Annotated in this window: 22 protein-coding genes; 15 read left to right on the top strand and 7 right to left on the bottom strand. The window is 33.8% G+C overall.

Features of this window, described 5'->3' with window-relative positions:
* Window positions 1–51 precede the first annotated feature (51 nt).
* Window positions 52–831, bottom strand: a complete 780-nt coding sequence (locus OZP08_RS05260; protein ID WP_281323155.1) for a TatD family hydrolase — start codon at window positions 829–831, stop codon at window positions 52–54.
* Between the two features lie 98 nt (window positions 832–929).
* Between OZP08_RS05260 and OZP08_RS05255 the strand changes: the two genes are divergently transcribed.
* Window positions 930–1,370 (top strand): retropepsin-like aspartic protease, encoded by a 441-nt coding sequence (locus OZP08_RS05255; RefSeq protein WP_268848630.1) that lies wholly within the window; start codon window positions 930–932, stop codon window positions 1,368–1,370.
* 97 nt (window positions 1,371–1,467) lie between these two features.
* Here the strand turns inward: OZP08_RS05255 and OZP08_RS05250 are convergent, their stop codons facing one another.
* The gene (locus tag OZP08_RS05250) at window positions 1,468–2,433 is read right to left on the bottom strand and encodes a C1 family peptidase (RefSeq protein ID WP_268848629.1); all 966 of its coding nucleotides are present in this window, start codon (window positions 2,431–2,433) and stop codon (window positions 1,468–1,470) included.
* Between the two features lie 191 nt (window positions 2,434–2,624).
* Between OZP08_RS05250 and OZP08_RS05245 the strand changes: the two genes are divergently transcribed.
* Both OZP08_RS05245 and OZP08_RS05240 read left to right on the top strand, forming a co-directional pair.
* Window positions 2,625–3,464, top strand: a complete 840-nt coding sequence (locus OZP08_RS05245) for a hypothetical protein (protein ID WP_281323154.1) — start codon at window positions 2,625–2,627, stop codon at window positions 3,462–3,464.
* A gap of 293 nt (window positions 3,465–3,757) precedes the next feature.
* On the top strand, window positions 3,758–4,342 hold the full coding sequence (locus tag OZP08_RS05240; protein ID WP_268848626.1) for an inclusion body family protein: 585 nt from the start codon (window positions 3,758–3,760) through the stop codon (window positions 4,340–4,342).
* A gap of 159 nt (window positions 4,343–4,501) precedes the next feature.
* On the opposite strand, the gene odhB is transcribed toward OZP08_RS05240, so the two are convergent.
* Both odhB and OZP08_RS05230 read right to left on the bottom strand, forming a co-directional pair.
* On the bottom strand, window positions 4,502–5,728 hold the full coding sequence (odhB, locus tag OZP08_RS05235) for a 2-oxoglutarate dehydrogenase complex dihydrolipoyllysine-residue succinyltransferase (protein ID WP_268848625.1): 1,227 nt from the start codon (window positions 5,726–5,728) through the stop codon (window positions 4,502–4,504).
* 79 nt (window positions 5,729–5,807) lie between these two features.
* On the bottom strand, window positions 5,808–8,597 hold the full coding sequence (locus OZP08_RS05230; protein ID WP_281323153.1) for a 2-oxoglutarate dehydrogenase E1 component: 2,790 nt from the start codon (window positions 8,595–8,597) through the stop codon (window positions 5,808–5,810).
* Between the two features lie 114 nt (window positions 8,598–8,711).
* Between OZP08_RS05230 and OZP08_RS05225 the strand changes: the two genes are divergently transcribed.
* A complete protein-coding gene (locus tag OZP08_RS05225) occupies window positions 8,712–9,263 on the top strand; it encodes a hypothetical protein (RefSeq protein ID WP_268848624.1) in 552 nt (183 codons plus the stop codon).
* A 154-nt stretch (window positions 9,264–9,417) separates the two neighbouring features.
* On the opposite strand, the gene OZP08_RS05220 is transcribed toward OZP08_RS05225, so the two are convergent.
* Both OZP08_RS05220 and OZP08_RS05215 read right to left on the bottom strand, forming a co-directional pair.
* Window positions 9,418–9,771 carry a hypothetical protein gene (locus OZP08_RS05220; protein WP_268848623.1) on the bottom strand — a complete coding sequence of 118 codons (354 nt, stop codon included), beginning with the start codon at window positions 9,769–9,771 and terminating at the stop codon, window positions 9,418–9,420.
* Window positions 9,772–9,877: 106 nt separating this feature from the next.
* Window positions 9,878–10,852: a polyprenyl synthetase family protein gene (locus OZP08_RS05215; protein WP_281323152.1), complete on the bottom strand. Its 975-nt coding sequence runs from the start codon at window positions 10,850–10,852 to the stop codon at window positions 9,878–9,880.
* A gap of 247 nt (window positions 10,853–11,099) precedes the next feature.
* On the opposite strand from OZP08_RS05215, the gene OZP08_RS05210 reads away from it, so the two are divergent.
* From OZP08_RS05210 to OZP08_RS05190, 5 genes are all read left to right on the top strand, one after another.
* Window positions 11,100–11,621: a YceI family protein gene (locus OZP08_RS05210; protein WP_268848621.1), complete on the top strand. Its 522-nt coding sequence runs from the start codon at window positions 11,100–11,102 to the stop codon at window positions 11,619–11,621.
* A 109-nt stretch (window positions 11,622–11,730) separates the two neighbouring features.
* Window positions 11,731–12,330: a TetR/AcrR family transcriptional regulator gene (locus tag OZP08_RS05205; RefSeq protein ID WP_268848620.1), complete on the top strand. Its 600-nt coding sequence runs from the start codon at window positions 11,731–11,733 to the stop codon at window positions 12,328–12,330.
* Window positions 12,327–13,664, top strand: a complete 1,338-nt coding sequence (locus tag OZP08_RS05200; RefSeq protein WP_268848619.1) for a TolC family protein — start codon at window positions 12,327–12,329, stop codon at window positions 13,662–13,664. The genes OZP08_RS05205 and OZP08_RS05200 overlap by 4 nt, the downstream gene beginning before the upstream one ends.
* A 6-nt stretch (window positions 13,665–13,670) precedes the next feature.
* The gene (locus tag OZP08_RS05195; protein WP_268848618.1) at window positions 13,671–14,738 is read left to right on the top strand and encodes an efflux RND transporter periplasmic adaptor subunit; all 1,068 of its coding nucleotides are present in this window, start codon (window positions 13,671–13,673) and stop codon (window positions 14,736–14,738) included.
* A 118-nt stretch (window positions 14,739–14,856) separates the two neighbouring features.
* Window positions 14,857–18,030 carry an efflux RND transporter permease subunit gene (locus OZP08_RS05190; protein ID WP_281323151.1) on the top strand — a complete coding sequence of 1,058 codons (3,174 nt, stop codon included), beginning with the start codon at window positions 14,857–14,859 and terminating at the stop codon, window positions 18,028–18,030.
* 171 nt (window positions 18,031–18,201) lie between these two features.
* Here the strand turns inward: OZP08_RS05190 and OZP08_RS05185 are convergent, their stop codons facing one another.
* Complete coding sequence (locus OZP08_RS05185; RefSeq protein ID WP_281323150.1) at window positions 18,202–18,555, bottom strand: winged helix-turn-helix transcriptional regulator; 354 nt, start codon at window positions 18,553–18,555, stop codon at window positions 18,202–18,204.
* A gap of 163 nt (window positions 18,556–18,718) precedes the next feature.
* On the opposite strand from OZP08_RS05185, the gene OZP08_RS05180 reads away from it, so the two are divergent.
* The 6 genes from OZP08_RS05180 to OZP08_RS05155 all read left to right on the top strand — a co-directional run bounded on the left by OZP08_RS05180 (window position 18,719) and on the right by OZP08_RS05155 (window position 25,429).
* On the top strand, window positions 18,719–19,261 hold the full coding sequence (locus OZP08_RS05180; RefSeq protein WP_281323149.1) for a short chain dehydrogenase: 543 nt from the start codon (window positions 18,719–18,721) through the stop codon (window positions 19,259–19,261).
* A gap of 265 nt (window positions 19,262–19,526) precedes the next feature.
* On the top strand, window positions 19,527–20,381 hold the full coding sequence (locus tag OZP08_RS05175; RefSeq protein ID WP_268848614.1) for an AraC family transcriptional regulator: 855 nt from the start codon (window positions 19,527–19,529) through the stop codon (window positions 20,379–20,381).
* A gap of 77 nt (window positions 20,382–20,458) precedes the next feature.
* A complete protein-coding gene (locus tag OZP08_RS05170) occupies window positions 20,459–21,694 on the top strand; it encodes an FAD-dependent oxidoreductase (RefSeq protein ID WP_268848613.1) in 1,236 nt (411 codons plus the stop codon).
* Between the two features lie 553 nt (window positions 21,695–22,247).
* Complete coding sequence (locus OZP08_RS05165) at window positions 22,248–22,844, top strand: TetR/AcrR family transcriptional regulator (protein ID WP_281323148.1); 597 nt, start codon at window positions 22,248–22,250, stop codon at window positions 22,842–22,844.
* Entirely contained in the window at window positions 22,844–24,181 is a 1,338-nt protein-coding gene (locus tag OZP08_RS05160; protein ID WP_281323147.1) for a TolC family protein, read from the top strand. Before OZP08_RS05165 ends, OZP08_RS05160 begins: the two co-directional genes overlap by 1 nt.
* A gap of 105 nt (window positions 24,182–24,286) precedes the next feature.
* Window positions 24,287–25,429, top strand: a complete 1,143-nt coding sequence (locus tag OZP08_RS05155; protein ID WP_268848612.1) for an efflux RND transporter periplasmic adaptor subunit — start codon at window positions 24,287–24,289, stop codon at window positions 25,427–25,429.
* The last annotated feature ends 130 nt before the right edge of the window (window positions 25,430–25,559 follow it).

Raw genomic sequence — 25,559 nt, 5'->3', positions numbered from 1 at the left:
TTTAATTGGACAAAAGAACAAAAAAAATATTAAAATTACAGAAAATCGGCACTAAATACCGAATATTTTCGCAGAATTATCAGTTGTAATTTGCGCAATCTCATTTATTGAAAGACCATAAATTTGAGACAACTTATTTACTACATTAATTAAATAGCTGCTTTCGTTACGTTTACCCCTATAAGGAATTGGAGATAAATAGGGAGAATCTGTTTCTAACACAATATGCTCCAAATCGATTTTATCCAGAAATTGATCTATTTTCCCATTCTTAAAAGTAACCACTCCTCCTATTCCTAATTTCATATTATAGGAAATCGCTTTTAAAGCCTGCTCATAGGTTCCTGAAAAGCAATGGAATATTCCAAACAATTCTGGCGATTTTTCTTCTTCTAAAATTTCAAATATTTCATCGAATGCTTCACGACAATGAATAACTATAGGGAGTTTGTATTGTTTGGCTAGCTGAATTTGTTTTCTAAACGCTATTTGCTGCTCTGCTAAATGTGTCTTATCCCAATACAAATCAATTCCTATTTCACCAATAGCATAGAATTTTCTTTTTGCTAATTCGGCTTCAACATGCTTCAACTCCTCCAGATAATTATCTTTTACATAAGTAGGATGCAAACCCATCATCAAGAAAACATTGTCTGAATATTCCCTTTCTAACTCATACATTGCAGCTGTACATGTAGAATCTATTGCGGGAATAAAAAAACGTGTAACGCCTGAATCTATAGCTCTCTGTATCATTTCACCACGGTCATGGTCAAATTCTTCAGAATATAAATGGGTATGTGTATCGGTGATAATTAGGTCTGATTTCAATGCTAAAAATTTAAAGGGCAAAATTACAATTTAAAAGAACCTTTTCCATAAAACTTTGCGAACTTTGCTTAAAATTTCACCCCTTTTCGGTATAACCCATGAAAAACCTGCACGAAATCCTTGAAAAAGAAGATTATAAAAAAGTAACTTTTAAAATTACCAAAACACAACATCTTTTAATTAAAGCAAAAATCAATGGCATTAAGGGAAATTTTATTTTAGATACTGGTGCATCAAACAGTTGTGTGGGGTTTGAAAGTATAGAATATTTTACACTAGAAGCCAAAAACTCTAAAACTAAAGCATCAGGAGCTGGTGCAACGGGCATGTTAACTCAAATTGCAACTTCGAATAAACTGCAATTAGGTAATTGGAAAAATTCTAATTTTGAACTTGTAATCTTTGATTTATCACATGTCAATGAAGCATTAAACCATTATAAGGTAAAACCTGTACACGGCATTATTGGTGCCGATGTTTTGATGGAAGGCAAAGCGATAATTGACTACTTTAACCATTGTTTGTATTTGAAGAAATAAAAATATTCATTTTCAAAATGATTGCGTAAACAAAATCCCGCTTGACAATCAAACGGGATTTTTTTATATTATATAAATTTGAGAATTGATTTATACACTAAATATTCGCTGATGGATTAGGAATAATACAACCCGCCCAGTTGAATGCCCCATTTGCAATATTAGTATACGTTACATAAAAGAAACCACTACGTCCCCATCCAGATCCCCAGGAATTCTGTACTTTAAAAAGTTGTGTAGCATCATCATATCCTACAATACAAACACAATGACCTCCTTGTGTAGATCCATAGACGCTAGACCAAACATAATTGTTATTACGAATGTCATAAAAACTTTGATTCACGTTGAAACATACCGCTACAGCATAATTCTGATTAAGGTAATATTTAATATCTGATGTATTTCTAGGGTTCACATTAAACCAACCACCTGATTTTCTTCCCGCTGCCCAAGTTTTTTGTTGAGCTGATGGCATAACATAACAGCTTCCTGCTACATAGGGCATTTGTGAATTACTACATTCTCCTTGATTCTGAATTAAATTCATTGCATCATTCGGATATGAACCTGCTCCGCAATTCCCTAATTTTATTTGATTGTAAACATAAGCCGCACTCCTTGAAGCACCTGCCCAATTGCTTTGATGCACTGTATTATTAATATAACGAGTAATACTGTGAGCTGCATATCCTACTCCCCAACCAACGCATGAACCTTCACTTCCTTGATCACCGACCGGAGGAGTTGGCAAGTTTTTTACCGAAGCAACTGCAGCAGATAAAGACGATTTCTCAGAAAGTGATTTCAGATCTGGCCTGAATTTTGCAATTTCTAAACGGTATTCTTTTGGAGATAAGAACACTATACTTTTCAAATATTCTTCAGAAAATGGAGCCAGTCCATATCTCCCTTTATCCAGCAAATTAACCTCTCCATCCATTAATTTCCCTTGAACATCTTCTGACTGTTCGTTGTTTTTCTCACATGACACAAACGCAAGTATGGCCACAAACAGGATCGCAATCTTTCTAGCAATGTTTTTAATAAATTGTTTTTTCATAATTTTTAGTTTTTTTTAGGTTATTAATTTATTTAACAAATTTATATGTAATTTTAGCAATATATTAACACTAAAAGAACCACAACTACAACATATCTTTTTCATAACTATTTAGCGATCAGTCATTAACAGCAAATAACATTAACTGTTATATGAGAGAATATTAGCTATTACAAACAAAGATTAGTACTATGGAACTCATAATAGAAAAACTAAAAAAAGGCATACAATCTCATCCCATTATACAGAACAGCACTTTGTCTGGGACCAAAGAATGGAAGAGAGCACACTATATTATCTTATCAGAAATAATCACTGACCGCTTAGAAAAATCAGAGTTCATGCAAGGCTCAAAGAGAAACGAACTTGGATGCTCCATTTCGAGTATGACTTTACAAAGAATTTTCACAAATCACCCATCGGAAACAAAAAATTCAGATTTGCGTTTCCTGAAAAGCTTAGACAAATTGGCCATTTTTATTGGATATCCTTCCTTAAATAGTTTTTTAAATAACGAAGCAATAGATCTCGGTAAATCATCTGAATTAGAGAGCAAAATTGAACCTGTTTCCTTTTTTGAAGAACTTATTACAAATTATTGTCAAGAAGAATTTAATTGTTTGAAAAAACTACCAGAAGTCAAAGTAGCAAGTTTGTCAAAATTCTTTTTTACTGATGGCCCGTTATCAAAAAGAATTACTGACGTTATAGAAAGCTATTCGAAATTAAATTACCATTTGAACTGCACCAACAATAGATCAAATTTTGAAATTTATGATTTTAAAGTCTCCAGCATATCCGAAACCATTGCCATTTTTACTGTAAAAGAGTTTTGGAATTTAGAATGGAAAGATGAAAATGACAATATCACAATTGTTTTTAACAAAGTAAATAGGCAAACCTATTTTATTAAAAAGATAGATGCTGTTTGGAAAATTTGGGACAATTACAATCCCGATTATAATGAAATATCAACAAAAATAAACTCAGCTTTAGAAGAAAAGCTAAGCATAAAAAAACCGTTTAACTAAACGGTTTTTTTATTTAATGAATTTGTTTCCTTATCTCAAGACAAGATAACATACTAAAAAAAGATTCCTTTAATTTTTGATCAATAAAGCTTTACCCCAAATTAGCAAATCCTACATCTATCCTCACAATCAGACAAGATAGTATCAAAAAAAGCACACATACTACTCAAAACCAAGTATTTATACGCTAAAAAAAACTCATGTATTACTTTAATTTTAGGTTTATAATAACACATCAGCGGAAACCGAAAAACTGATCAAATGAGTAGGTAAAAATCATTAAATTAATTAAAATGGATTCAAATTTAAAAAATTCAGAAGTATTAGAAGCAGCATTAAATTTAAATAACGTTGCACAGATTACCAACATTCAAATAATCATTGACACGGATAAAATCCAGAATGATTACCCAAACGGAGGAAGTACAGACTCTACAAAACCAACACCTATTGGGCATCAATACCAGTACATGGTAAGTTCTAATTTAGCAGGAAGTAATGGAAGTGGTACAGCCGACTTAACGATTACTGCTCTTGTTGGGGACTTAGTTCGTTTTAACGCAATATCTGAATATGACAATTTCAATAGTGCAGTTATAATGTATAATGTACAAAAATTTGGTGGTTCAAATGTATTTGGAGATTTCACATCTAAAGTATTTACTGCTCCAGGAATTCAACCATCTGTAGGAGCATCTCCACTACCTATTCAAGTTGTTAATAATATGACATTTTGGTTCTACCAAGCAGACGTAATTTCAAGCGGAACTGAACAATATAATATTAGTTTTGCTCTTTATACTCTAGACAGAAATGCAGGAACAATGAAATTGTTTGGCTATTTTGTATGGGATCCTACAATTATAGTTAATGGCTAATTTCATAAAGAATTCAGCCCCAAACTGAAGAAATTAAAATGGCTATCTGGAACAAAAGTTTTAGATAGCCATTTGCTTATTACGCTTTTATAGCACATCCTAAAACCAAAAAACCGTTTAGCAAGACTAAACGGTTTTCTTATTTAATAGATTGTTGATTTACAATTCAAATGCTTTTTTAGGATTGTTATCACACAATAACTCCAATGGGTTTTCTAAAGCTTCTTTTACAGCTACTAAGAACCCAACAGACTCACGTCCGTCAATAATTCTGTGGTCATAAGAAAGTGCCACATACATCATTGGGTGAATTTCTACTTTTCCGTTTACAGCAATCGGACGCTCAATAATATTGTGCATTCCTAAAATTCCTGATTGCGGAGGATTGATAATTGGCGTAGATAACATACTTCCAAAAACACCACCATTTGTAATGGTAAATGTTCCACCAGTCATATCATCAACTGTGATTTGTCCGTCACGAGCTCTTAATGCTAATCTTTTAATTTCTGCTTCAACTCCACGGAAAGTTAAATTTTCAGCGTTACGAACTACAGGAACCATTAATCCTTTTGGTCCAGAAACCGCAATAGAGATATCACAGAAATCGAATCCGATTTTATGGTCACCATCCATCATAGAGTTTACATCTGGATACAATTGCAATGCTCTTGTAACCGCTTTAGTAAAGAATGACATATATCCTAAACTAACTCCACCATGCTTTGCTTTGAATGCATCTTTGTATTCATTACGCAAATTATTAATTGGCGTCATGTTTACTTCATTAAAAGTAGTCAACATTGCTGTTTCGTTTTTAGCAGCTACTAATCTTTCAGCAACTTTACGACGCAACATTGATAATTTTGTACGCTCTACACCACGGCTTCCACCAGTTGGAGTTCCCATAGATGGTACAGCATTTACTGCATCTTCTTTAGTAATTCTTCCTGCTTTACCAGTTCCTGTTACAGTAGCTGGAGCAATGTTTTTCTCGTCTAATATTTTTTTAGCAGCTGGAGATGGTGTTCCTGCAGCGTAAGATGCAGCAACCGGAGCCGCTTTTGGCGCCTCAGCTTTTACTTCTGCTTTTGGAGCTTCAACAGCTTTTGGTGCTTCAGCAGCTGGTGCAGAACCTGAAGGTTTCGCTCCATCTGTATCAATGTGACAAACTACAGCTCCAACAGCAACTGTATCACCTTCTTCAGCTTTTAAAGTAATAATTCCGCTTACTTCAGCTGGTAATTCAAGAGTTGCTTTATCAGAATCAACCTCAGCGATTGCTTGGTCTTTCTCTACATAATCTCCGTCCTTTACTAACCAAGTTGCAATTTCAACTTCTTTGATTGATTCCCCTGGTGATGGGACTTTCATTTCTAAAATCATACAATTTTTGTTTAAAGTTTAAATTGTTTAAAGTTTCAAGTTAGCATTAAACCTGAAACTTTAAACCTGAAACAATTTTTTATCTAAATAAATTTTTATCGAAAACCATTCGTATAGCATCTGCTTGACGACGTTTTGCTCTCGTATAACTTCCAGAAGCTGGTGCTGCATATGCTTTTAATGATGCTAATCTCCATTTTACTAAATCAAAATTCATCAACATATAACCGTAAGCTCCCATGTTTTTAGGTTCTTCTTGTGCCCAAACATAATCGTCTACATTTGGATATTGTGCAATAATAGCTTTTAATTGTTCAACTGGTAATGGAAACAATTGCTCGATACGTACAACTGCAACATCATTACGTCCGTTTTTCTCACGCTCTGCTGTAATATCATAGTAGAATTTACCTGTACAGAAAACCAAGCTTTTTACATCGGCTTTATTTACGGTAGTATCATCGAATGTTTCTTGGAAACTTCCATTCTCAAAATCCTCTATTGGAGAAACCACTCTTGGGTCACGCAATAAACTCTTTGGTGTAAATACAACAAGTGGTTTACGGAAAGTAGTTTTCATTTGTCTTCTTAACAAATGGTAGAAATTTGCTGGTGTTGTACAATCTGCAACATACATGTTTTGTCTAGCGCATAATTGTAAGTAACGCTCCATTCTTCCTGAAGAGTGCTCTGCTCCTTGCCCTTCGTATCCGTGAGGCAATAACATCACAATTCCGTTTTGATTGTTCCATTTATCTTCACCACATGAGATATATTGGTCAATCATAATTTGAGCTCCATTACTGAAATCCCCGAATTGTGCTTCCCAAATTGTTAGTGTTTTTGGACTCGCTAATGCATATCCATAATCAAATCCTAACACACCGTATTCTGATAATAATGAGTTAAAAATATGGAATTTACCTTTTGCTCCTTCAAGGTTATTTAGTAGTGTAACTTCTTCTTCAGAATCTTCAACTTTAACAACTGCATGTCTGTGTGAAAAAGTACCACGTTCTACGTCTTGTCCAGAAATACGAACATCGTAACCTTCTTTTAGTAATGAACCATAAGCTAAATGCTCAGCCATAGCCCAGTCTAACTTATTGGTATCAAAAAACATAGCTTTTCTATCGTTTACCAGTTTTTGAATTTTACTGATAAACTTTTTATCTTCCGGCAAGTTACAGATTACATTGGCTATTTTAGTCAATTCCTCTTTTGGGTAAGAAGTATCCACATTTTCAAGCATTTTCTTATCCGAAACTTGTTCAAATCCTTCCCATTCGTTTTTCATGAATGGAGTTATGATGGTCAAATCTTTTTTACGGGAAGCTTCTAAATTTTCTTCTAGTCTAGATTTGTATTCTTTTTCTAATCCGTTTACATAATTAGCATCAATTACACCTTCTGTCAATAATTTCTCAGCATAGATGTCTCTTGGATTTTGATGCTTTGCAATAATTTTATACAACACTGGTTGTGTAAAACGAGGCTCATCCCCTTCGTTATGACCGTATTTTCTATATCCTAATAAATCTATAAATACGTCACGTCCAAACTGCATTCTGAAATCTAATGCAAATGACATAGCGTGAACTACCGCTTCTGCATCATCAGCATTTACGTGCAATACTGGCGAAAGCGTTACTTTGGCTACATCTGTACAATAAGTAGATGAACGTGCATCTAAGTAATTGGTTGTAAAACCAACTTGATTATTAATTACAATATGAATAGTTCCTCCCGTTTTATATCCGTCTAATCGAGCCATTTGTATAATTTCATACAAAATTCCCTGACCGGCAATTGCAGCATCTCCGTGTACGGCGATTGGCAATACTTTAGAAAAATCATCTGGGAAATATCTATCTTGTTTTGCTCTTGTGATTCCTTCAATAACTGCACCCACTGTTTCAAGATGCGAAGGGTTTGGAGCTAAATTGATATTTATTTTTCTTCCTGATCTTGTTACTTTATCAGCTGTAAGTCCTAAATGGTATTTTACGTCACCATCAAAGTATTCCTGATCGTAATCTTTACCGTCAAATTCACCAAAAATGTCCTGAGTAGATTTACCAAAAATATTGGCTAAAACATTCAAACGACCACGGTGTGCCATTCCCATTACGAATTGCTCTACTCCTTTTTCTGCTGCTTTCTCAATTAATGCATCAAGTGCAGGAATAATAGATTCTCCTCCTTCTAGTGAAAAACGTTTTTGACCTACATATTTTGTATGCAAGAAATTCTCAAAAGAAACTGCTTCGTTTAACTTGTTAAGAATTGATTTCTTTTCCTCAGTAGAAAAGCTAGGTTGGTTATCATTGATTCTCAATCTCTTTTGAATCCATTCTACCACTTCTGGTTTACGAATGTAGATATATTCAATCCCGATATGTTGACAATAGATGCTATCTAAATGCCCGATAATTTCTTTTAATGTACATGGTTCAACTCCAATTACTTTAGCTGCATCAAAAACAGTATTTAAATCAGAATCTGAAAGACCAAAATTCACAAGTTCCAAAGAAGGCAAAAACACTCTTCTGTCTCTTACCGGATTTGTTTTGGTAAATAAATGTCCACGACTACGGTATCCTTCAATTAATTTAATAACCTTAAATTCTTTTTGGAGTTTATCTGAAATCGGAGCACATTCAAGTGCGCTTGGAGTAGCATTACTTGGAGCAACGCTTGAAGTATAGGTTACTGAATTTTCCTCATTATAAGTGGTCATTCCAAAATCGAAACCTTGAAAAAAACTTCTCCAACTAGGCTCTACGCTATCTGGGTTCTCCAGATATTGATCGTATAATTGAGCAAAAAATTCGGTATGTGCTGCGTTTAAAAATGAAAACCTATCCATAATGTTATTGAATATACTTTGTTAAATAGTCCGGCAAAAATACGACAAAGCAACTTATTTAAACCAATATTTTATGTACTTTTACCTAAAATAATGTTAAAAAAGCTTCTGAATATGAAAAGAAACAGTTTTATATCTGCCACAAAGTTTGTTTTTATGCTTATGGCTTTGTTCTTCTTCGAAAACGTAATAGCTCAATACCAAGCTACACCTCAACCCCAAAATCAATTTTGGCAAAGAGTACAATTTGGAGGTGGTTTAGGATTAAGTTTTGGAAGTAACTATACAGATGTTTCTATAGCTCCTAGTGCAATCTATAATGTAAACCCTTATCTGGATATTGGTTTAGGACTACAAGCTAGTTATGTTTCTTCAAAAGGATATTACGATTCCGGCATTTACGGAGCAAGCTTCCTTACTTACATCAATCCTATTCCTCAAATTCAGCTTTCCATAAATCTAAATGAATCTTATGTAAATAATCATTATGATGCCTATTATGGCCAAAGCGCCTATACCGATCAGTTTTGGAATACTGCTTTGTTTCTCGGGGTGGGTTATCGCACTGGAAATGTAACCGTAGGTCTTGCCTATAATGTTTTGTTTGACGAAAATGACAATGTGTACGGCGATGCACTTATGCCTTTTGTGAGAGCTTATTTTTGATCGAAGTTACTGAGTTACTAAGATGCTAAGTCTATAAGTTTTTTATAAAATCTAGAGCCTTTATAAAAATGCCCCGATAAGTTTATAAACTTGTCGGGGCATTTTTTATATTTAAAGACAACTTATAGACTTAGCATCTTAGTAACTTAGAACCTTACTTATAATAATTCTTAAACCAAACCTTCTGCCATTCTCTTTTTAGAATTAGAAAAACTACTTCCTCAGCCAGAATCACTAAATCAGAACCATCTAGTTTTTTTATCTCATCTTCAGAAACATCAATGATATATAACAAATTGAGATACTCAGCAAATTTATACTGAATGAGCCTGTATATCTTTTCGTGCAATTGAAGCTTCAATTCACTTGGCGAAAGACTTAACGGAAAATCCACTCCTTCGTTGGCCAAGTTAAAATCCTTATTCATTTGAACAATCAAATTAACATAAAGCGTTTCTTTCTCAGCTTCCTGAAGCAACAAATCGGTATTTTTTGGAGCTATAAACATGATGATTTTAGATTTCGGATTATTGATTTATAACTGATTCTAAGATTTTTTTTATTTAAAAACGAACTAATATGAAATACTGAACTTCAAATCTACATTCTAAAATCTAAACATTCCTCCCCATCAGGTTTTCTCCAAAAGTCCTTAACAATTCCTTTTTATCCTGATCTACATCCATTCTCTCCAAGGTATCAAAAGCTCTAAATGTATATTCTTTTATTGCCTCTTGTGTTGCTGATGAAGCACCTGTTTGAATAAAAATATTTTTCACCTCATCTATCTTTTTATCATTATCATCATATTGAACAGCAAACAAACTCTGTAACTGCTCCGCTTGTTGATCATTAGAAAATTCTAATGCTTTCAAATACAAATAGGTTTTCTTATTTTCGATAATATCTCCTCCAACTTGTTTCCCAAAAGTTTCCGGATCCCCAAAAGCATCAAGATAATCATCCTGTAATTGAAAAGCTAATCCTAAGTAAAGTCCAAAATCATAAATCAAATTAGCATTCTCTTCGGACGCTTTTGCAATAATAGCTCCCATTTTCATAGCTGCAGCTACAAGAACAGCTGTTTTATACTCAATCATTTTAAGATACTCTGGAATGGTAACATCTTTTCGAGTTTCGAAATCCACATCCCATTGTTGTCCTTCACAAACTTCAAGTGCAGTTTTACTAAACAACTTGGCTAAATCCCTAAAAACTATTGGTTCATATTGCTCAAAATACTGATAAGCCAATATAAGCATAGCATCACCCGATAGAATTCCAGTGTTGATATTCCATTTTTCATGAACAGTTGGCGAACCTCTTCTTAAAGGCGCATCATCCATAATATCATCATGCACTAAGGAAAAATTATGAAAAACTTCAACCGCCATTGCAGCCGGAAGTGCATTCTTATAATCAACATTAAAAACTTCGGAAGTCATTAATGTCAAAACCGGACGCATTCTTTTTCCTCCTAACCTTAATATATAATCTATAGGTGCGTATAAATTTTCTGGTTTTTTATTAATCGTTTGATTTTCTAAATAAGTAATAAAAAATTCTTGATACTGATGAATAGTGTGCATATAATAAGGTCTAATTTACTTTTCCGTCGTCTTATGAACTCAGGTTTTAAAGCCCCAAAGATACAATTCAAAAGTGATTTTTACTTTCTAAAATGTGGCAAAAAAGTGGCACAGTTTTTGAAAGTAAAAATATTTTAAAAAAAACATTGGAAACTTTGTTAGTGTTTAAAGTTTCCTTCTTACATTTGTACCATTAAAAATTTACAAAACTTAGAGCAAGGGATTAACACTACAAAAAATAAGTATCATGGAAAATGAATGGGCAATTGATTCAAACGAATCAGACGTATTAATAAAAACTAGACATTCTCTAATAGATTACATGTCAGGATCTAAAAACAATTTCAAAGGACATGTAGCTATCCAAAATGATCAAGTGGAAGATGCATCGATTGAATTTTTACTGAATGTAAATGACAAAGAAGTCAACTCTAATCAAAAAAACAAGGATTTAAAACTGATTGATTTTTTTGACAAAAACGAGTCACCAGTAATACAATTCAAATCGACTTCTTTTGAGAAAATAAACAAAAACATCAATTTTTTGAAAGGTTTTTTAACCATAAAGAACATTACAAAAATGGTAGAATTAGACACCGAATTTATCGGATTCAATAATTACAATGGCGTTCAAAAAGCTTCATTTGAAATTACCGGAAACATTAACCGCAAGGATTTTGGGTTAAACTATAATATGCTTTCGCAAAGTGGAGGTTATGCAGTAGGCAAAGACATCAAACTCATAGCCAACTTAGAATTTACACATTAAGAATAACCAGTTCTTAGTAGCATTAACGAACAACCAAAACTCATTTGATAACTAACTTTTACTGTATTATATAATTCAGATTACTAATTACAATTAAGTTACCCATAAAATGAAACAAAAAATCGTATTAAAGGCAAAAGATATGTTTTTGAAACTCGGTTTCAAGAGCATCACAATGGATGATATTGCTTGTGAGATGTGCATTTCAAAAAAAACAATTTATAAATATTTTTCGAATAAAGAATTGTTGATTGAGGAAAGCACACAAGAAGTTCATAAAGAAATATTTCAAATGATTGAGACTATTGTTGCCAAAAATTACAATTCGATAGAAGAGAATTTTGAGATTAGAAGAACCTTTAAGGAGATGTTTAAAGCAACGGACACATCACCAATTTATCAATTAAGGAAGCATTATCCTGTCATTTACAAAAAAGTTATATCGCAACAAGTTCAAGAATGTGAAAGTTGTTTTAGGCAAAATATTGAAAAAGGAATTGCTCAAGGTTTGTATCGCAAGGAATTGAATGTAGAAAATTATATAAAATTCTATTACACTTTAATTTTCAGCATCAACGAAAACACCAGTTCTGAAAAAGAAGCACTAAAATTAGAATTAGAAGCATTAGAATACCACACTAGAGCCATGGCAACACCTAGTGGAATAACAGAACTAGAAAAACAATTACAAAACCCTAATATATTATGAAGAGAATAATTTCATTAACATTCTTAATTTTTGCGATCACAGCAGAAGCCCAACAAGTTCAAACGCTCACCCTCAAAGATGCCTTAACATACGCTTTACAAAACAAAGCCGATGCCAAAAAAGCAAAACTTGAAGTTGAAAATAGTGAATACCAAATACAAGAGGTTCGATCAAGAGCCTTGCCACAAATTCATGCAAACGGAAGCTTAACGTACAATCCTATTTTGCAAACCAATGTAATAGACGGATCAGCATTTGGCGCTCCCGGAACTACAATTCAAGCCTCATTTGGACAAAAATGGACATCTGGTGCTGGAGTTACATTGAACCAAGTAATCTTTGATCAATCTGTTTTTACCGGATTGAGAGCAGCAAAATCTACTCGTGAGTTCTACCAAATAAACAATCAATTAACAGAAGAACAAGTAATTGAGAGAGTAGCAAATAATTATTATTCTGTTTATGTACAACGCGAAAAACTGATTTTATTAGACAGCAATTACGTTAATACTTCAAAAGTTCGCGACATCGTAAAGGGTCAATTTGACAATGGTTTGGCTAAAAAAATTGATTTAGACCGAATCATAGTAAAATTGTCTAATATAGACACGGAACGTCAGCAAGTAAAAAATCAAATTGACTTACAAGAAAATGCATTGAAGTTCTATATGGGTATGCCTATTGAAACTCTTATAGAAATTCCTCAAACAGAATTTGAAGTAACACCAGTGGCATTGACCGAAACTCCAAATACTGCTAACAGAACAGAATATTTGCTTTTGAAAAAACAAGAAGAGTTATTAGAGTTCCAAAAAACAGCCATCAAAGCTGAATATTACCCAACACTTTCTTTAGTGGCAGGATACAATTATATAGGACAAGGACCAGAAGTACCACTTTTTGCAAAACCCGCAGACGGCGTATATTGGTCTGACTACTCAGCTATTGGATTAAATTTAAGAGTTCCTATTTTCACAGGTTTTGGAACTCGTGCCAGAGTAAACCAAGCCGATGTAAACATTAGATCACTTCAAGAAAACATCAAAGACACTCAACTTTCTCTTGATCTGGATTATAGAAATGCAAAAACTCAAATTGAGAACAACATCATAACCATCGGAAGTCAAAAAGAAAATATGCGTTTGGCTGGTGATATATTAAAAAACACCAAGAATAACTACCTCCAAGGATTAGCATCATTAACTGATTTATTAGATGCAGAAAATGCATCCCTTGAAGCACAAAACAATTATACCCGAGCAATATTGGCTTATAAAATTGCAGAAATAACATTAATCAAATCCAAAGGAGAACTTAAAACACTTATAAACTAAAAAAAGATGAAAAAAAACATAGTAACCATAGCCGTAATATTAGTAGCACTAGTTCTTATTGCTTTTACATTAAATAAAAACAAAAAAGAAAATGACGAAAAAACAGCTCTTGTAGCTGAGAAAAACGCCAGTGTTTCCGTAAAAGTGAATACAGTAAAAACAGAAGAAGTTGCTCTAAATTTTGTTGCCAACGGTAATTTTGAACCTATTCAAGAGTTAAGTTTTTCTGCTGAGAAATCAGGTAAAGTAATTAGTGTTCTTGTAAAAGAAGGTGACCATGTTTCGGTTGGACAAACACTTGCCATTGTTAGAAGTGATGTTGTTTCAGTAAATGCACAAACTGCTGAAGCCAACTATCAAAATGCTTTGTCTGATTACAACCGTTATGACAATGCGTTCAAAACCGGAGGTATCACTAAACAACAATTAGATCAGGCAAAATTAGCCTTGACAAATGCAAAAGCCAACCTAAAGCAAGCCCAAATTAGTGTTGGGGACACTAGATTGAAATCGTCTATTAATGGAATCATCAACAAAAAATACATTGAGCCTGGTTTTATCTTAACCGGAACGCCGTCTACAACAATGTTTGACATTGTAAATGTTTCTAAATTGAAATTAAAAGTTACCGTTAATGAAAGCCAAGTAGCAGGTTTGAAAGTTGGAAACAACATAAATGTTACAGCAAGTGTTTATCCAGACAAAACATTTACAGGAAAAATAACTTTTATTGCTCCTAAAGCGGATTCAACTTTAAACTTCCCAGTTGAGATCGAAATCACCAACAATGCTTCGAATGACTTGAAAGCAGGTATGTATGGAACGGCAAACTTTGATTCAAAAAATCAAAAACAATCTATGATGGTTGTACCAAGAAATGCTTTTGTGGGTAGTGTGAGCAGCAACCAGATTTTTGTTGTAGAAAATGGAACTGCTAAACTAAAAACAGTTACTTCCGGAAAAATCCTTGGTGACCAAGTAGAAATCGTAAACGGATTAACTAATGGTGAAACCGTTATCATCACGGGACAAATCAACTTACAAGACGGGTCTAAAGTGGATATCATAAAATAATTCCCTAAAATTCCTCAAAAGGAGAAACCTAATAATATTATGTGAAATCGTTATGATCCTTGCCAAAATTGGATAAGGATCACGATGCACACATCCTAAAAATAACAAATAGTCATCTATGAAATTAGCCGAAATATCCATAAAACGTCCCTCATTAGTAATTGTGCTATTCGCAATTCTAATTCTTGGTGGGATTTTCAGTTACAGCCAGCTGGGCTACGAATTGATCCCAAAATTTGAACAAAATGTAATTACCATTGCTACCGTTTATCCCGGTGCATCACCAAGTGAAGTAGAAAACACCGTAACCAAAAAAATTGAGGATGCGATTGCTTCATTAGAGAATATCAAAAAAATAGACTCTAAATCATACGAGAGTCTTTCTACAGTTTCCATTACTTTGACTTCTAATGCCAAAGTAGACATTTCCCTGAATGATGCCCAACGTAAAATAAACGCCATCATCAGTGATTTGCCTGATGATGCCAAAACACCTTCGCTAACTAAGTTCTCTTTGAGCGATTTACCAATTATGACTATTGGTGCCAATGGAAAAATGGATGAAGCCCAATTCTATGACTTAATAGACAAAAAAATAGCTCCAGTACTTTCGCGTGTTACCGGTGTGGCACAAGTAAATATCATTGGAGGACAAGAACGTGAAATTCAGGTAAATCTTGATGCCGTAAAAATGCAAGGATACGGACTTTCTATTCCGCAAGTGCAACAAACTATATTAGCATCAAATCTTGACTTCCCAACAGGTAACATACAGACTCGTGATCAAAAAATATTAATCAGATTAGCTGGAAAATATAAGAATGTTGGCGAATTAAAGAACTTAATCGTTTCTTCTAAAAACGGAATTCAAATTCGTTTAGGCGATATTGCCGATGTGCAAGATGCCCAAAAAATAGCCGAAAAAATATCTCGTATCGATCAAAAAAGTGCTATCATTTTACAAATCATCAAACAATCTGATGCGAATGCTGTTGCGGTAAGTGAACAATTATTAAAAACAATCAGCAAATTAGAAACGGATTATAAAACCAATGAGTTAAAACTAAATGTTGCCAAAGACAGTACCATTTTCACACTTGAAGCAGCAGACTCAGTAGTACATGACTTATTGATTGCAGTATTTTTGGTGGCATTTGTAATGTTGTTCTTCCTTCATAGTATTAGAAACTCCTTGATTGTAATGGTATCTATACCAGCATCGTTGATTTCTACTTTTATTGGAATTTACTTATTGGGTTATACCCTGAATTTAATGAGTTTATTGGGACTTTCTCTTGTAGTTGGTATCCTTGTCGATGACGCGATTGTGGTATTGGAAAACATTTATCGACATATGGAGATGGGTAAAAGCCGAATCCGTGCTGCCTATGACGGTACAGCCGAAATTGGAGGAACCGTAACCTCAATCACATTGGTAATTGTGGTAGTGTTTTTGCCAATTGCTATGAGTTCTGGATTGGTATCTAATATTATCACCCAATTCTGTGTTACTGTAATTATTTCAACATTATTTTCATTGTTGGCTTCGTTTACCATCATTCCATGGTTATCTTCTCGTTTTGGAAAATTGGAACATATCGAGGGTAAAAATTTCTTCGAAAGAATTATACTTGGATTCGAGAACTATTTAACTCGTTTTATCGACTGGGTTTCTGGATTGCTAACTTGGTGTCTTGATCATTACAAAACGACCTTGGCCGTTGTTCTATTTATATTTTTTAGTTCGATAGCGCTTATCCCGGCTGGGTTTATTGGTGGGGAGTTTTTTGCTGCATCGGATAGTGGAGAATTCTTGGTACAAATAGAATTACCAAAAGACGCTTCATTAGAAGAAAGTAACTTTATGACTCAAAAAGCAGAAGCCTTTTTGAAAACAGAGAAATATGTAAAAAGTCTAATTACTACCGTTGGTCAAACCAGTGAAGGATTAGGATCATCTCAAGCGACTGCTTACAAAGCGGAGATTGATGTACAAATGATTGAACAAAAAGACCGTACTGACGACGCCTCTGTATATGCTGCAAAAATAAAACGTAAGCTCGAGAAAGTATTAGTTGGAGCCAAAGTAAAAACCGTTCCGGTTGGTATTCTTGGAACTGCGCAGGATGCTACTTTGGGATTAATTGTAACCGGATCAAATTTAGAAAGTGCCATGGCATTTGCTAAACAAGCAGAAGCTCAATTGCGCACCATTCCGGGGGCAACAGAAATTAAATTATCTGTAGAAGACGGAAACCCTGAAATCAATGTTCAGGTAGATAGAGACAAGATGGCCTCTCTTGGTTTGAGCTTACAAACAGTGGGTATGACCATGCAAACTGCTTACAGCGGAAACACTGATGGTCGTTTTAGAGCTGGAGAATATGAATACGACATCAATATCAAATACAATGCTTTTGACAGAAAAAGTATTACCGATGTGAGTAACTTAATTTTCATAAACGACAGAGGCGAACAAATTAAATTATCACAATTTGCAACTGTAAAAGAAGGTTCTGGTCCAAGCCAATTAGAGCGTAGAGATAAGACTGCCTCTGTAACTGTAAAAGGTCAAAACGTAGGAGTACCGGCAGGAACAATCGTAAACCAGTGGAAAGCAAAATTAGAGCAATTAAAAAAACCAGTAGGTGTTAACTATATCTGGGGTGGAGACCAAGAAAACCAATCCGAAGGTTTTGGAACATTAGGAATTGCTTTATTAGCTGCAATTATCTTGGTTTACCTTGTAATGGTGGGATTATATGACAGTTTTGCTCACCCGTTTGTAGTATTATTTGCTATACCACTTTCGTTTATTGGGGCATTATTAGCATTGGCATTAACAAACAACACTTTGAATATATTTACCATTTTAGGAATAATCATGTTGATAGGTTTGGTTTGTAAAAACGCGATCATGCTTGTCGACTATACCAACCAGCGAAGAGCGGCCGGTGAATCTATCAGAACGGCATTAATCCAAGCCAATCATGCACGTCTTCGTCCAATCTTGATGACCACAATTGCGATGGTATTTGGTATGTTCCCAATCGCATTAGCGTCTGGAGCTGGAGCTGAATGGAAAAATGGTTTAGCATGGGTAATCATTGGAGGATTGATCAGTTCATTATTCTTGACCTTAATCATTGTACCAGTAATTTATGAAATCATGGAAAAAATAATTCATAAATTCTCAAAAGGAGAAAAAGTGGATTATGAAGCTGAAATGGTTGCTGATTATGATCACAAAGAATTAAGCGAAGATGGATTTAATCCGAAGCATACGGTTTAAATAGTTTATAGTAATACTAAAAAAGGGCTTTCAACATTGTTTGAAAGCCCTTTTTTATTGAGTGTTTTTAACTCAAACTACAAGAGATGAGTTATTGTTGTTTATTGATTAACAATGAGGCTTTCGGGAAAAGTCAGGAGGCTTTTATCCTATTATGCAAACCAAGCCTAATTAAACTTGTTGTTCAACTACTACATTTTCTATACTCCAAATGGATAGTAAATCTATTATTTGCTTAAGCGATTCTCCTTTTGCAGATAATGAATACTCAACTCTAGGCGGAACCTCTGGATAAGCTTTACGAATTAATATCCCGTCTGATTCCAGTTCTTTTAAAGAACGTGATAAAACTTTTAGAGCGATCCCTGGAATTAATTTGGTAATTTCTCCAAATCTCAATGTTTTTTCTTTCAGCAGCAACCAGATAATTACAGGTTTCCATTTACCTCCTATAATATCTACCGTAACAGTAATAGGGCAATCTGTTGCCTGATAATATTTTTTTATTTTTTTTTCTTCCTCCATGGCGTATTCAATAAAATTTAGACAAAATTGTCAATACTAGACAAAAAGGTAACTACTTGACAAATGTAAAGTATTGCCATAGTTTTGACAAACAATTAAATTTTAAAAAATGAAAATTATTATTATTGGTGCTACTGGCACTATAGGTAAACATGTAGTAGACATGCTCAATACAGAACATGAACTTATTAAAGTAGGCTCAAAAAGCGGAGATCTTAAAGTTGATATTGGCAATGTAGATTCGATTAAAAAAATGTTCGAAAGCATTGGCTCTTTCGACGCTTTGATAAGCGTTGCCGGTACTGGCCATATAGGAAGCTTACAAACAATGACAGACTCCGATTTTCGCAAAACGGTTGATAGTAAATTGATGGGGCAAGTAAACCTAGTGCTTATCGGTCAACATTACATTAACCCTTCAGGTTCATTTACCTTAACATCGGGTAGTCTATCTCATGACCCTGTATTACAAACGGCTTCACTAAGTAGTATTAATGCGGCAATTGATGGCTTTGTCAGAGGTGCCGCTATTGAATTAAAAAATGCTGTTCGCATTAATTCGGTATCTCCTACAGTAGTTGCAGATTCGCCAGAGTATTTTCCGTTTTTTCTTGGCACAATACCAGTCGGCATGGAGGCTGTAGCTAGTGCTTACAAAAAAAGCATATTAGGTGCACAAACTGGACAAACGTACAAAGTTTGGTAAAATTTTTCATTAAACCTAATTAGTATCTTAATGAAATAATTGCCCCAACTAGCAGGATCTAATATCTAAATCTAATTTTGATAAAGAAACCACCGGAAATCTGATTTTTGGTGGTTTCTTGTTTTTTTGTAGGAATAGAATGGGTATATTTGAAATGCAATAGGCTAACAAAGCAATGTAAAAACAAAATGAGTTGGTAAGCAAAAGATTGTTTCCTATATAAACTAACTATGGGTAAGTTGTAAAACAACTGCTGAAAAGTGAAATGATACAAGAAAAAATACCGATACATTCTATTCACAAAGACAGCAAAATCGCAATCGAAGTAAAACGCTTTGTTAATGTTGACTCGACAAAAATTCATCAAAAAAAGCCACATCGAGACGATCATTATTTGCTATACTTTCAAGAAAAAGGGACAAGTAGTGTTATCGTCGACTTTATTACGATTGATTTGAAAGCGATGGATATCCTGTGTATTTTACCAGGCCAGGTACATTATGGCGTTTCGGCTATTGATTCTTATGCTTGGTCGATTTCTTTAGATGGTGCATTTATAAATGAATTTTATTTGCCTTTTTTTGAAGAGCTTATTTTACAAAATAAAGCTTTGTCTTTAGAAAAAGAAATATCGTCAATTCTCAGTAGAAATTTTGAGCTACTAAATGATTTAATCGAAAATAAAAACAATGTTTTTTTCTCCCAAACTATTATTAAAGGATTAGTAGATTCATGTGTCGGCATATTTGCATCGGGTTACCATGATATAGAAGAAAAAAACATACTAACATCTCGTCCTTTGGCAATAGTTCGCGAGTTTAAAAAATTGCTTTTGAAATCTTATGTGACCATAAAAAGTCCATCAGATTATGCTAAACTACTTCACATATCGTCTTCCTATCTTAATGAATCTTCAAAACAAGTAACAGGATTTCCAGTAAGTTATTGGATCCAGCAACAAATTATTATTGAAGCCAAACGAGCGCTTTATTATACTAATGACACCGTAAAAGAAATTGCATATGCACTAGGCTATGAAGATGCTACATACTTTTCACGCCTTTTTAGTAATCTTGTTGGAATGTCAGCCTTAGAATTTAGAAAACAATCCCGCATATAGTCCAATCATTCCTGTGATTTGGATAATATTCAATGTTGTTTTATGATGGAGATTTGCAACATCATAAAACATTTACAATGAACAGAAAAATAAAAAAACAGCGTCAAATCCAAGTTGCCATTATCGGGGCAGGTATAGGAGGTCTTTGTTTAGCACAAGGACTTAAGAAAAACAATATCGCTTTTCAAGTCTTTGAGAAAGATATATCTCCTAATAGTAGACCGCAAGGCTTCCGCATCAGAATCGATGAAATGGGACAGAAAGCACTTTCTGTTTGCCTTTCAGAAGATCACTACCAATTGTTTAAAGATAGTTGTGCTATACCTTATATTACGGTTAACACTTTAAACACTCAACTAGAATCATTCACAAATGAACATATAAATTCTTGGTTAGAATATGCCGAAATAGAAGAGATTCCCGATTTAAGGGCAAATAGAATTACAATGCGAGAAGTATTGTTAGCCGGTCTTGATAAACAAATTCATTTTAATAAAGAATTTATAAATTATGAAGAGTTATCTAATGGAAAAACAATGCTTCGTTTTAATGATGGCACTTGTTATGAAGCAGACATTGTCGTAGCTGCAGATGGAATTAATTCAAAATTATGTGCCTTACGATTTCCTCAAAACAACCTTACTGACACTGGAAACGTAAATGTATATGGCAAGACATTTTACAGCTTCGAAGCAAAAAAACAAATTGCAGAAATACTACAAAGTCGCACTTCGGTCATTTTTGACAAAGAAATTTCCCTAATTGTTGATACTATGCAATTCAAAGATTCTCTTTTAAACATAGCAAACCAATCTAAAGTCAATGCAGAATTAAGCCATATGAATGATTATATTTATTGGGCCTTTATAGGCAATAGAGAACGATTGGGATTAAGTAAAGATGAAAGCTTGCAAATGGGACAAGATAAAATTTTCTCACTTGTTCAAGAGATGACCCATTCTTGGCACACTTCACTTAAATCATTATTTCAGCTAGTAGACCGATCAACACTTACCATTACTGCAGTAAAAACATCATTCCCAAAAGAATCTTGGGTTAGTACTAAAATAACCGCCTTGGGAGATGCTATACACGCAATGAGTCCTGCGGGTGGTGCCGGTGCAAATTCAGCATTATACGATGCATCAATACTCACAGAAAATTTATCGAAAGTAAATTTGGGAGAAATGGATTTATTGTCTGCAATTGCAGACTATGAGGAAAAGATGCGGTCAAATAGCAGAAATACAATTCTTGATTCGCAAAAAGCTGGAGAAAGTTTATATGGAAAAGCAAGTATGGCAGAGGGATAAAAAACATCAATGAGTATTCAAATACACTACTCCATCAGAAACTAACAGAACGCACCTCTCACACTATCTTATGCAAGGATCACCCGCTCCTCAAAGTTTCCCAAAAAAGTGAATATCATTAAACAATCAAAACTACTCAAGATTCTAAAAAACTTTTTCCAGAGTAAAAAAAAGAATTATTTTAGAATACAACAGAATTTGATAGCTTTCTAAAAAAGCAAAAAATAACAAAAAAGAGCTTTCAAATATTTTGGGAGCTCTTTTTTTACGATTAAGTATAATTTATTACTTAAAAAAAGCTAATTACTTAATTTTAAACACAATCTAAAAAAATACACAGGAAACCCGTTTTGTTTTTAACGTTTCCTTATTATATTTGCACTATAAAAATATTACAAAAAGTAGGAATCGTAAAAAAATGTAAGAAGAGCCAATGCTCAGTTTTTTCTTAATTTAGAATTTACCTAAAAACAATGGAAAAGATTTCAGAGTTTTCAGTTTCCTTATTACTTTTACAACAATACAATTAATTAACAATAATTTACAACACAAAATGAAAGATAAAATCGTATCCAAAGCAAGTGATTTGTTTTTAAAACTAGGTTTTAAAAGCGTTACTATGGATGATATTGCGGGGGAAATGTGTATTTCAAAAAAAACAATTTACAAATACTTCTGCAATAAAGAAGTCCTAATTGAAGAAAGCACCGAGTTGGTTCATAGAACTGTTCATGAAGTTATAAACACCATTGTCGCCAAAGATTACAACGCGATTGAAGAGAATTTTGAAATTCGAAAAAAATTCAAAGAAATGTTTCAAGCTACCGATACCTCACCATTATACCAATTAAAAAAACATTATCCTGAAATATATGATAAGGTAATGAATCGAGAAGTAGATGAATGTAGTATGTGCTTTAAACAAAACATAGTAAAAGGAATCGATCAGAATTTATACCGGAAAGACCTTGATATCGATATCTACGTCAAATTTTATTACTCTTTAATTTTTAGCATCAAGGAAAATACAATTTCTGAAAGAGAATCAACAAAACTAGAATTACAAGCTTTGGAATACCACACCAGAGCAATGGCTACACCAGAAGGGATAGCCGAACTTGAGAAACAATTACTTAAAACCAATATATAATGAGGAATACATTCATACTAACCCTTACCCTTTTGACCTTGAGCATTAATGCTCAAGATTCGAATAAGAGTTACTCTTTTTCATTACAGCAAGCCATAGACCATGCGCTCGAAAACAATTACTCGGCTATCAATTCTGGTCGTGATATCGAATCTGCTAAAGAAAAAAAATGGGAAACTACCGCAATGGGATTGCCGCAGATTAATGCTGGTGTAGATTTTACCGACAATTTCGTTTTACAAAAATCGGTAGTACCAGCAGAATTTGCTGGAGGAAATCCTGGAGAATACATAGAAGTGGCCTTTGGAACCAAATACAATATGGTTGCTCGCTCCACTATAAGCCAACTTATTTTTGACGGTTCATACATAGTTGCCCTTCAGGCTTCAAAAACCTATTTAGCCTATTATCAAAACGCCAAAAAAAGAACGGATATAGAAATCAAGGAAATGGTTATCAACTCATACGGCAATGTTTTATTGGCCAATGAAAACATAGATATTCTAGAAAAAAATATTGCTTCCTTACAAAAAACACTAAACGACACCAAAGCTATTTACAAAAATGGTTTAATCGAAGAAGAAAGTGTAGAACAACTGGAAATCACATTGGCCTCATTAGAAAGTACCTTAAACTACAACAAGCGTTTATTGGATATCACCTATAAAATGCTAAAAATAAATTTAGGTATCGACATTAATGATCAAATCACATTAACCGACAAATTAGATGCTCTGACCATTCAAAATATGGATCTATCCATTTCAAAAACAGAGTTTGATGTGAACAGTAATATCAACTATCAAATAGCAACCAATTTTGAAGAGCAAAGAACATTAGAATACAAACTTCAAAGAAGTAAAGCATTACCATCACTGTCAGCAAATTTCAATTTTGGGTACACAGCCTTTAAGGATGAATTTCAATTTTTTACGGAACACCAAAACTGGTTCAATTATTCGAATATTGGGGTAAGTCTAAATGTTCCCATATTTAGCAGTTTGGCCAGAAGTTCCAGAACACAGCAGGCAAAAATTGCTTTAGACCAAGCAAAAACGTTGTTAAACGAAACCGAACAAAAATTGAAATTGCAATATGCTACTGCAAAAAGCGAATACGAATACAGTATTGCTGATTACGAAACGGCAAAAAGCAATTTGAATCTGGCGGAAAGAATTGAGAAAAAACAACAAATTAAATTCACAGAAGGACTCTCAACAAGTTTTGATTTCAATGATGCACAACGTCAATTGTATAGTGCCCAACAAAAATACTTACAGACTATGGTTAACATCATTAACAAAAAAGCGAGTCTAGAAAAAATCATCACTAAATAACGACTACCATTAAATATAAACTTATGAAATCGTCATTGACAACAAGTTGCCGAGCAAGCACAAATAAATAAAAAGGCGATAACATATAAATTAATTTTTACCTATATGAAAAAGATACTAATCCTAACCACCCTTTCCATTGTATTGATCGCATGTAATTCATCCGAAAAAAATCAATCAATCGACGCTATAATTGCATCCAAAGATGTAAAAGCGATAACCGCAAAAAAAGCGGAATTACAATTACAACTTTCTCAAATCGACGAAGCATTGGCAACCTTAGACGTAAATAAGGAAGTTGTGGCATTGGTTAGTGCCGTAAAACTAAAAGACACCACATTCAATCACTATCTTGAGATACAAGGAAACATCAATACTAATGAAAATGTATTGATACAACCTGAATTTCCTGGAAATTTAGTAGAATTGAATGTAAAAGCGGGTCAAAGTGTAAGCAAAGGACAAGTTCTAGGCCGTACAGATGATGGAGGTATGAGCCAGCAATTAGCTAGTGCCGAAAATCAATATGCACTTGCCAAAACTACTTTTGAGCGTCAGAAAAACCTATGGAGCCAAAAAATCGGATCAGAAATACAATATCTCCAATCTCAAACCCAAATGATTTCGGCACAAAAAGCAGTGGCACAAATCAAAGCCCAAATCGCAAAAACAGTAATCAAAGCACCTTTCTCAGGAACTATTGATGAAGTTTTTGTAGAAAAAGGAGAGGTTGTTGCTGCAAGTCCAAAGGGATTAATGCGAATTGTGAATCTAGGGAATATGTACGTTTCTACTTCTATCCCAGAAACCTATATCGGAAAACTAAAAATTGGAACTGAAGTAGATGTATACTTAACTTCATTGGGCAAAACCTACAAAGGTAAAGTGCGTCAAATAGGTAATTTCATCAATCCAAACAACAGAAGTTTCGGAATCGAGGTTAGTGTTCCAAATCCAGAAAATTTATTACGTCCTAACCAAGTGGCTAAACTAAAAGTAATTGACTACGTAAGCAAAAATGCTGTAGTTGTCCCAACCAATGTGATTCAACAAGATTCTAAGAAAAATAGTTTTGTATATACTGTAGCCAACTCTAATGGAAAAACTGGTATTGCCAAAAAAGTAATTGTAAAAACCGGTCAATCATCAGATAATGTAACCGAGATTTTAAGCGGCTTAGATGCAGATGCCATAATAGTTACTGAAGGGATGAATACTATTTCAGACGGGATGAAACTAAACTTTTAAAATGATTTTTGAATGCAGATTAACGATTTTCGAATGCAGATTTCTACATCGGTAAAATCTAAAATCTTATGTCTGACTTCTTAGTTAATTACACAATACAAATCTAAAATCAAAAATCGTTAATCTAAAA

This window comes from Flavobacterium aestivum (assembly GCF_026870175.2).
In the GTDB taxonomy this organism is placed as follows: Bacteria; Bacteroidota; Bacteroidia; order Flavobacteriales; family Flavobacteriaceae; genus Flavobacterium; species Flavobacterium aestivum.
The sequence above is the reverse complement of the archived record's forward strand: the minus strand, read 5'-3'. Positions and strand labels throughout refer to the sequence as shown.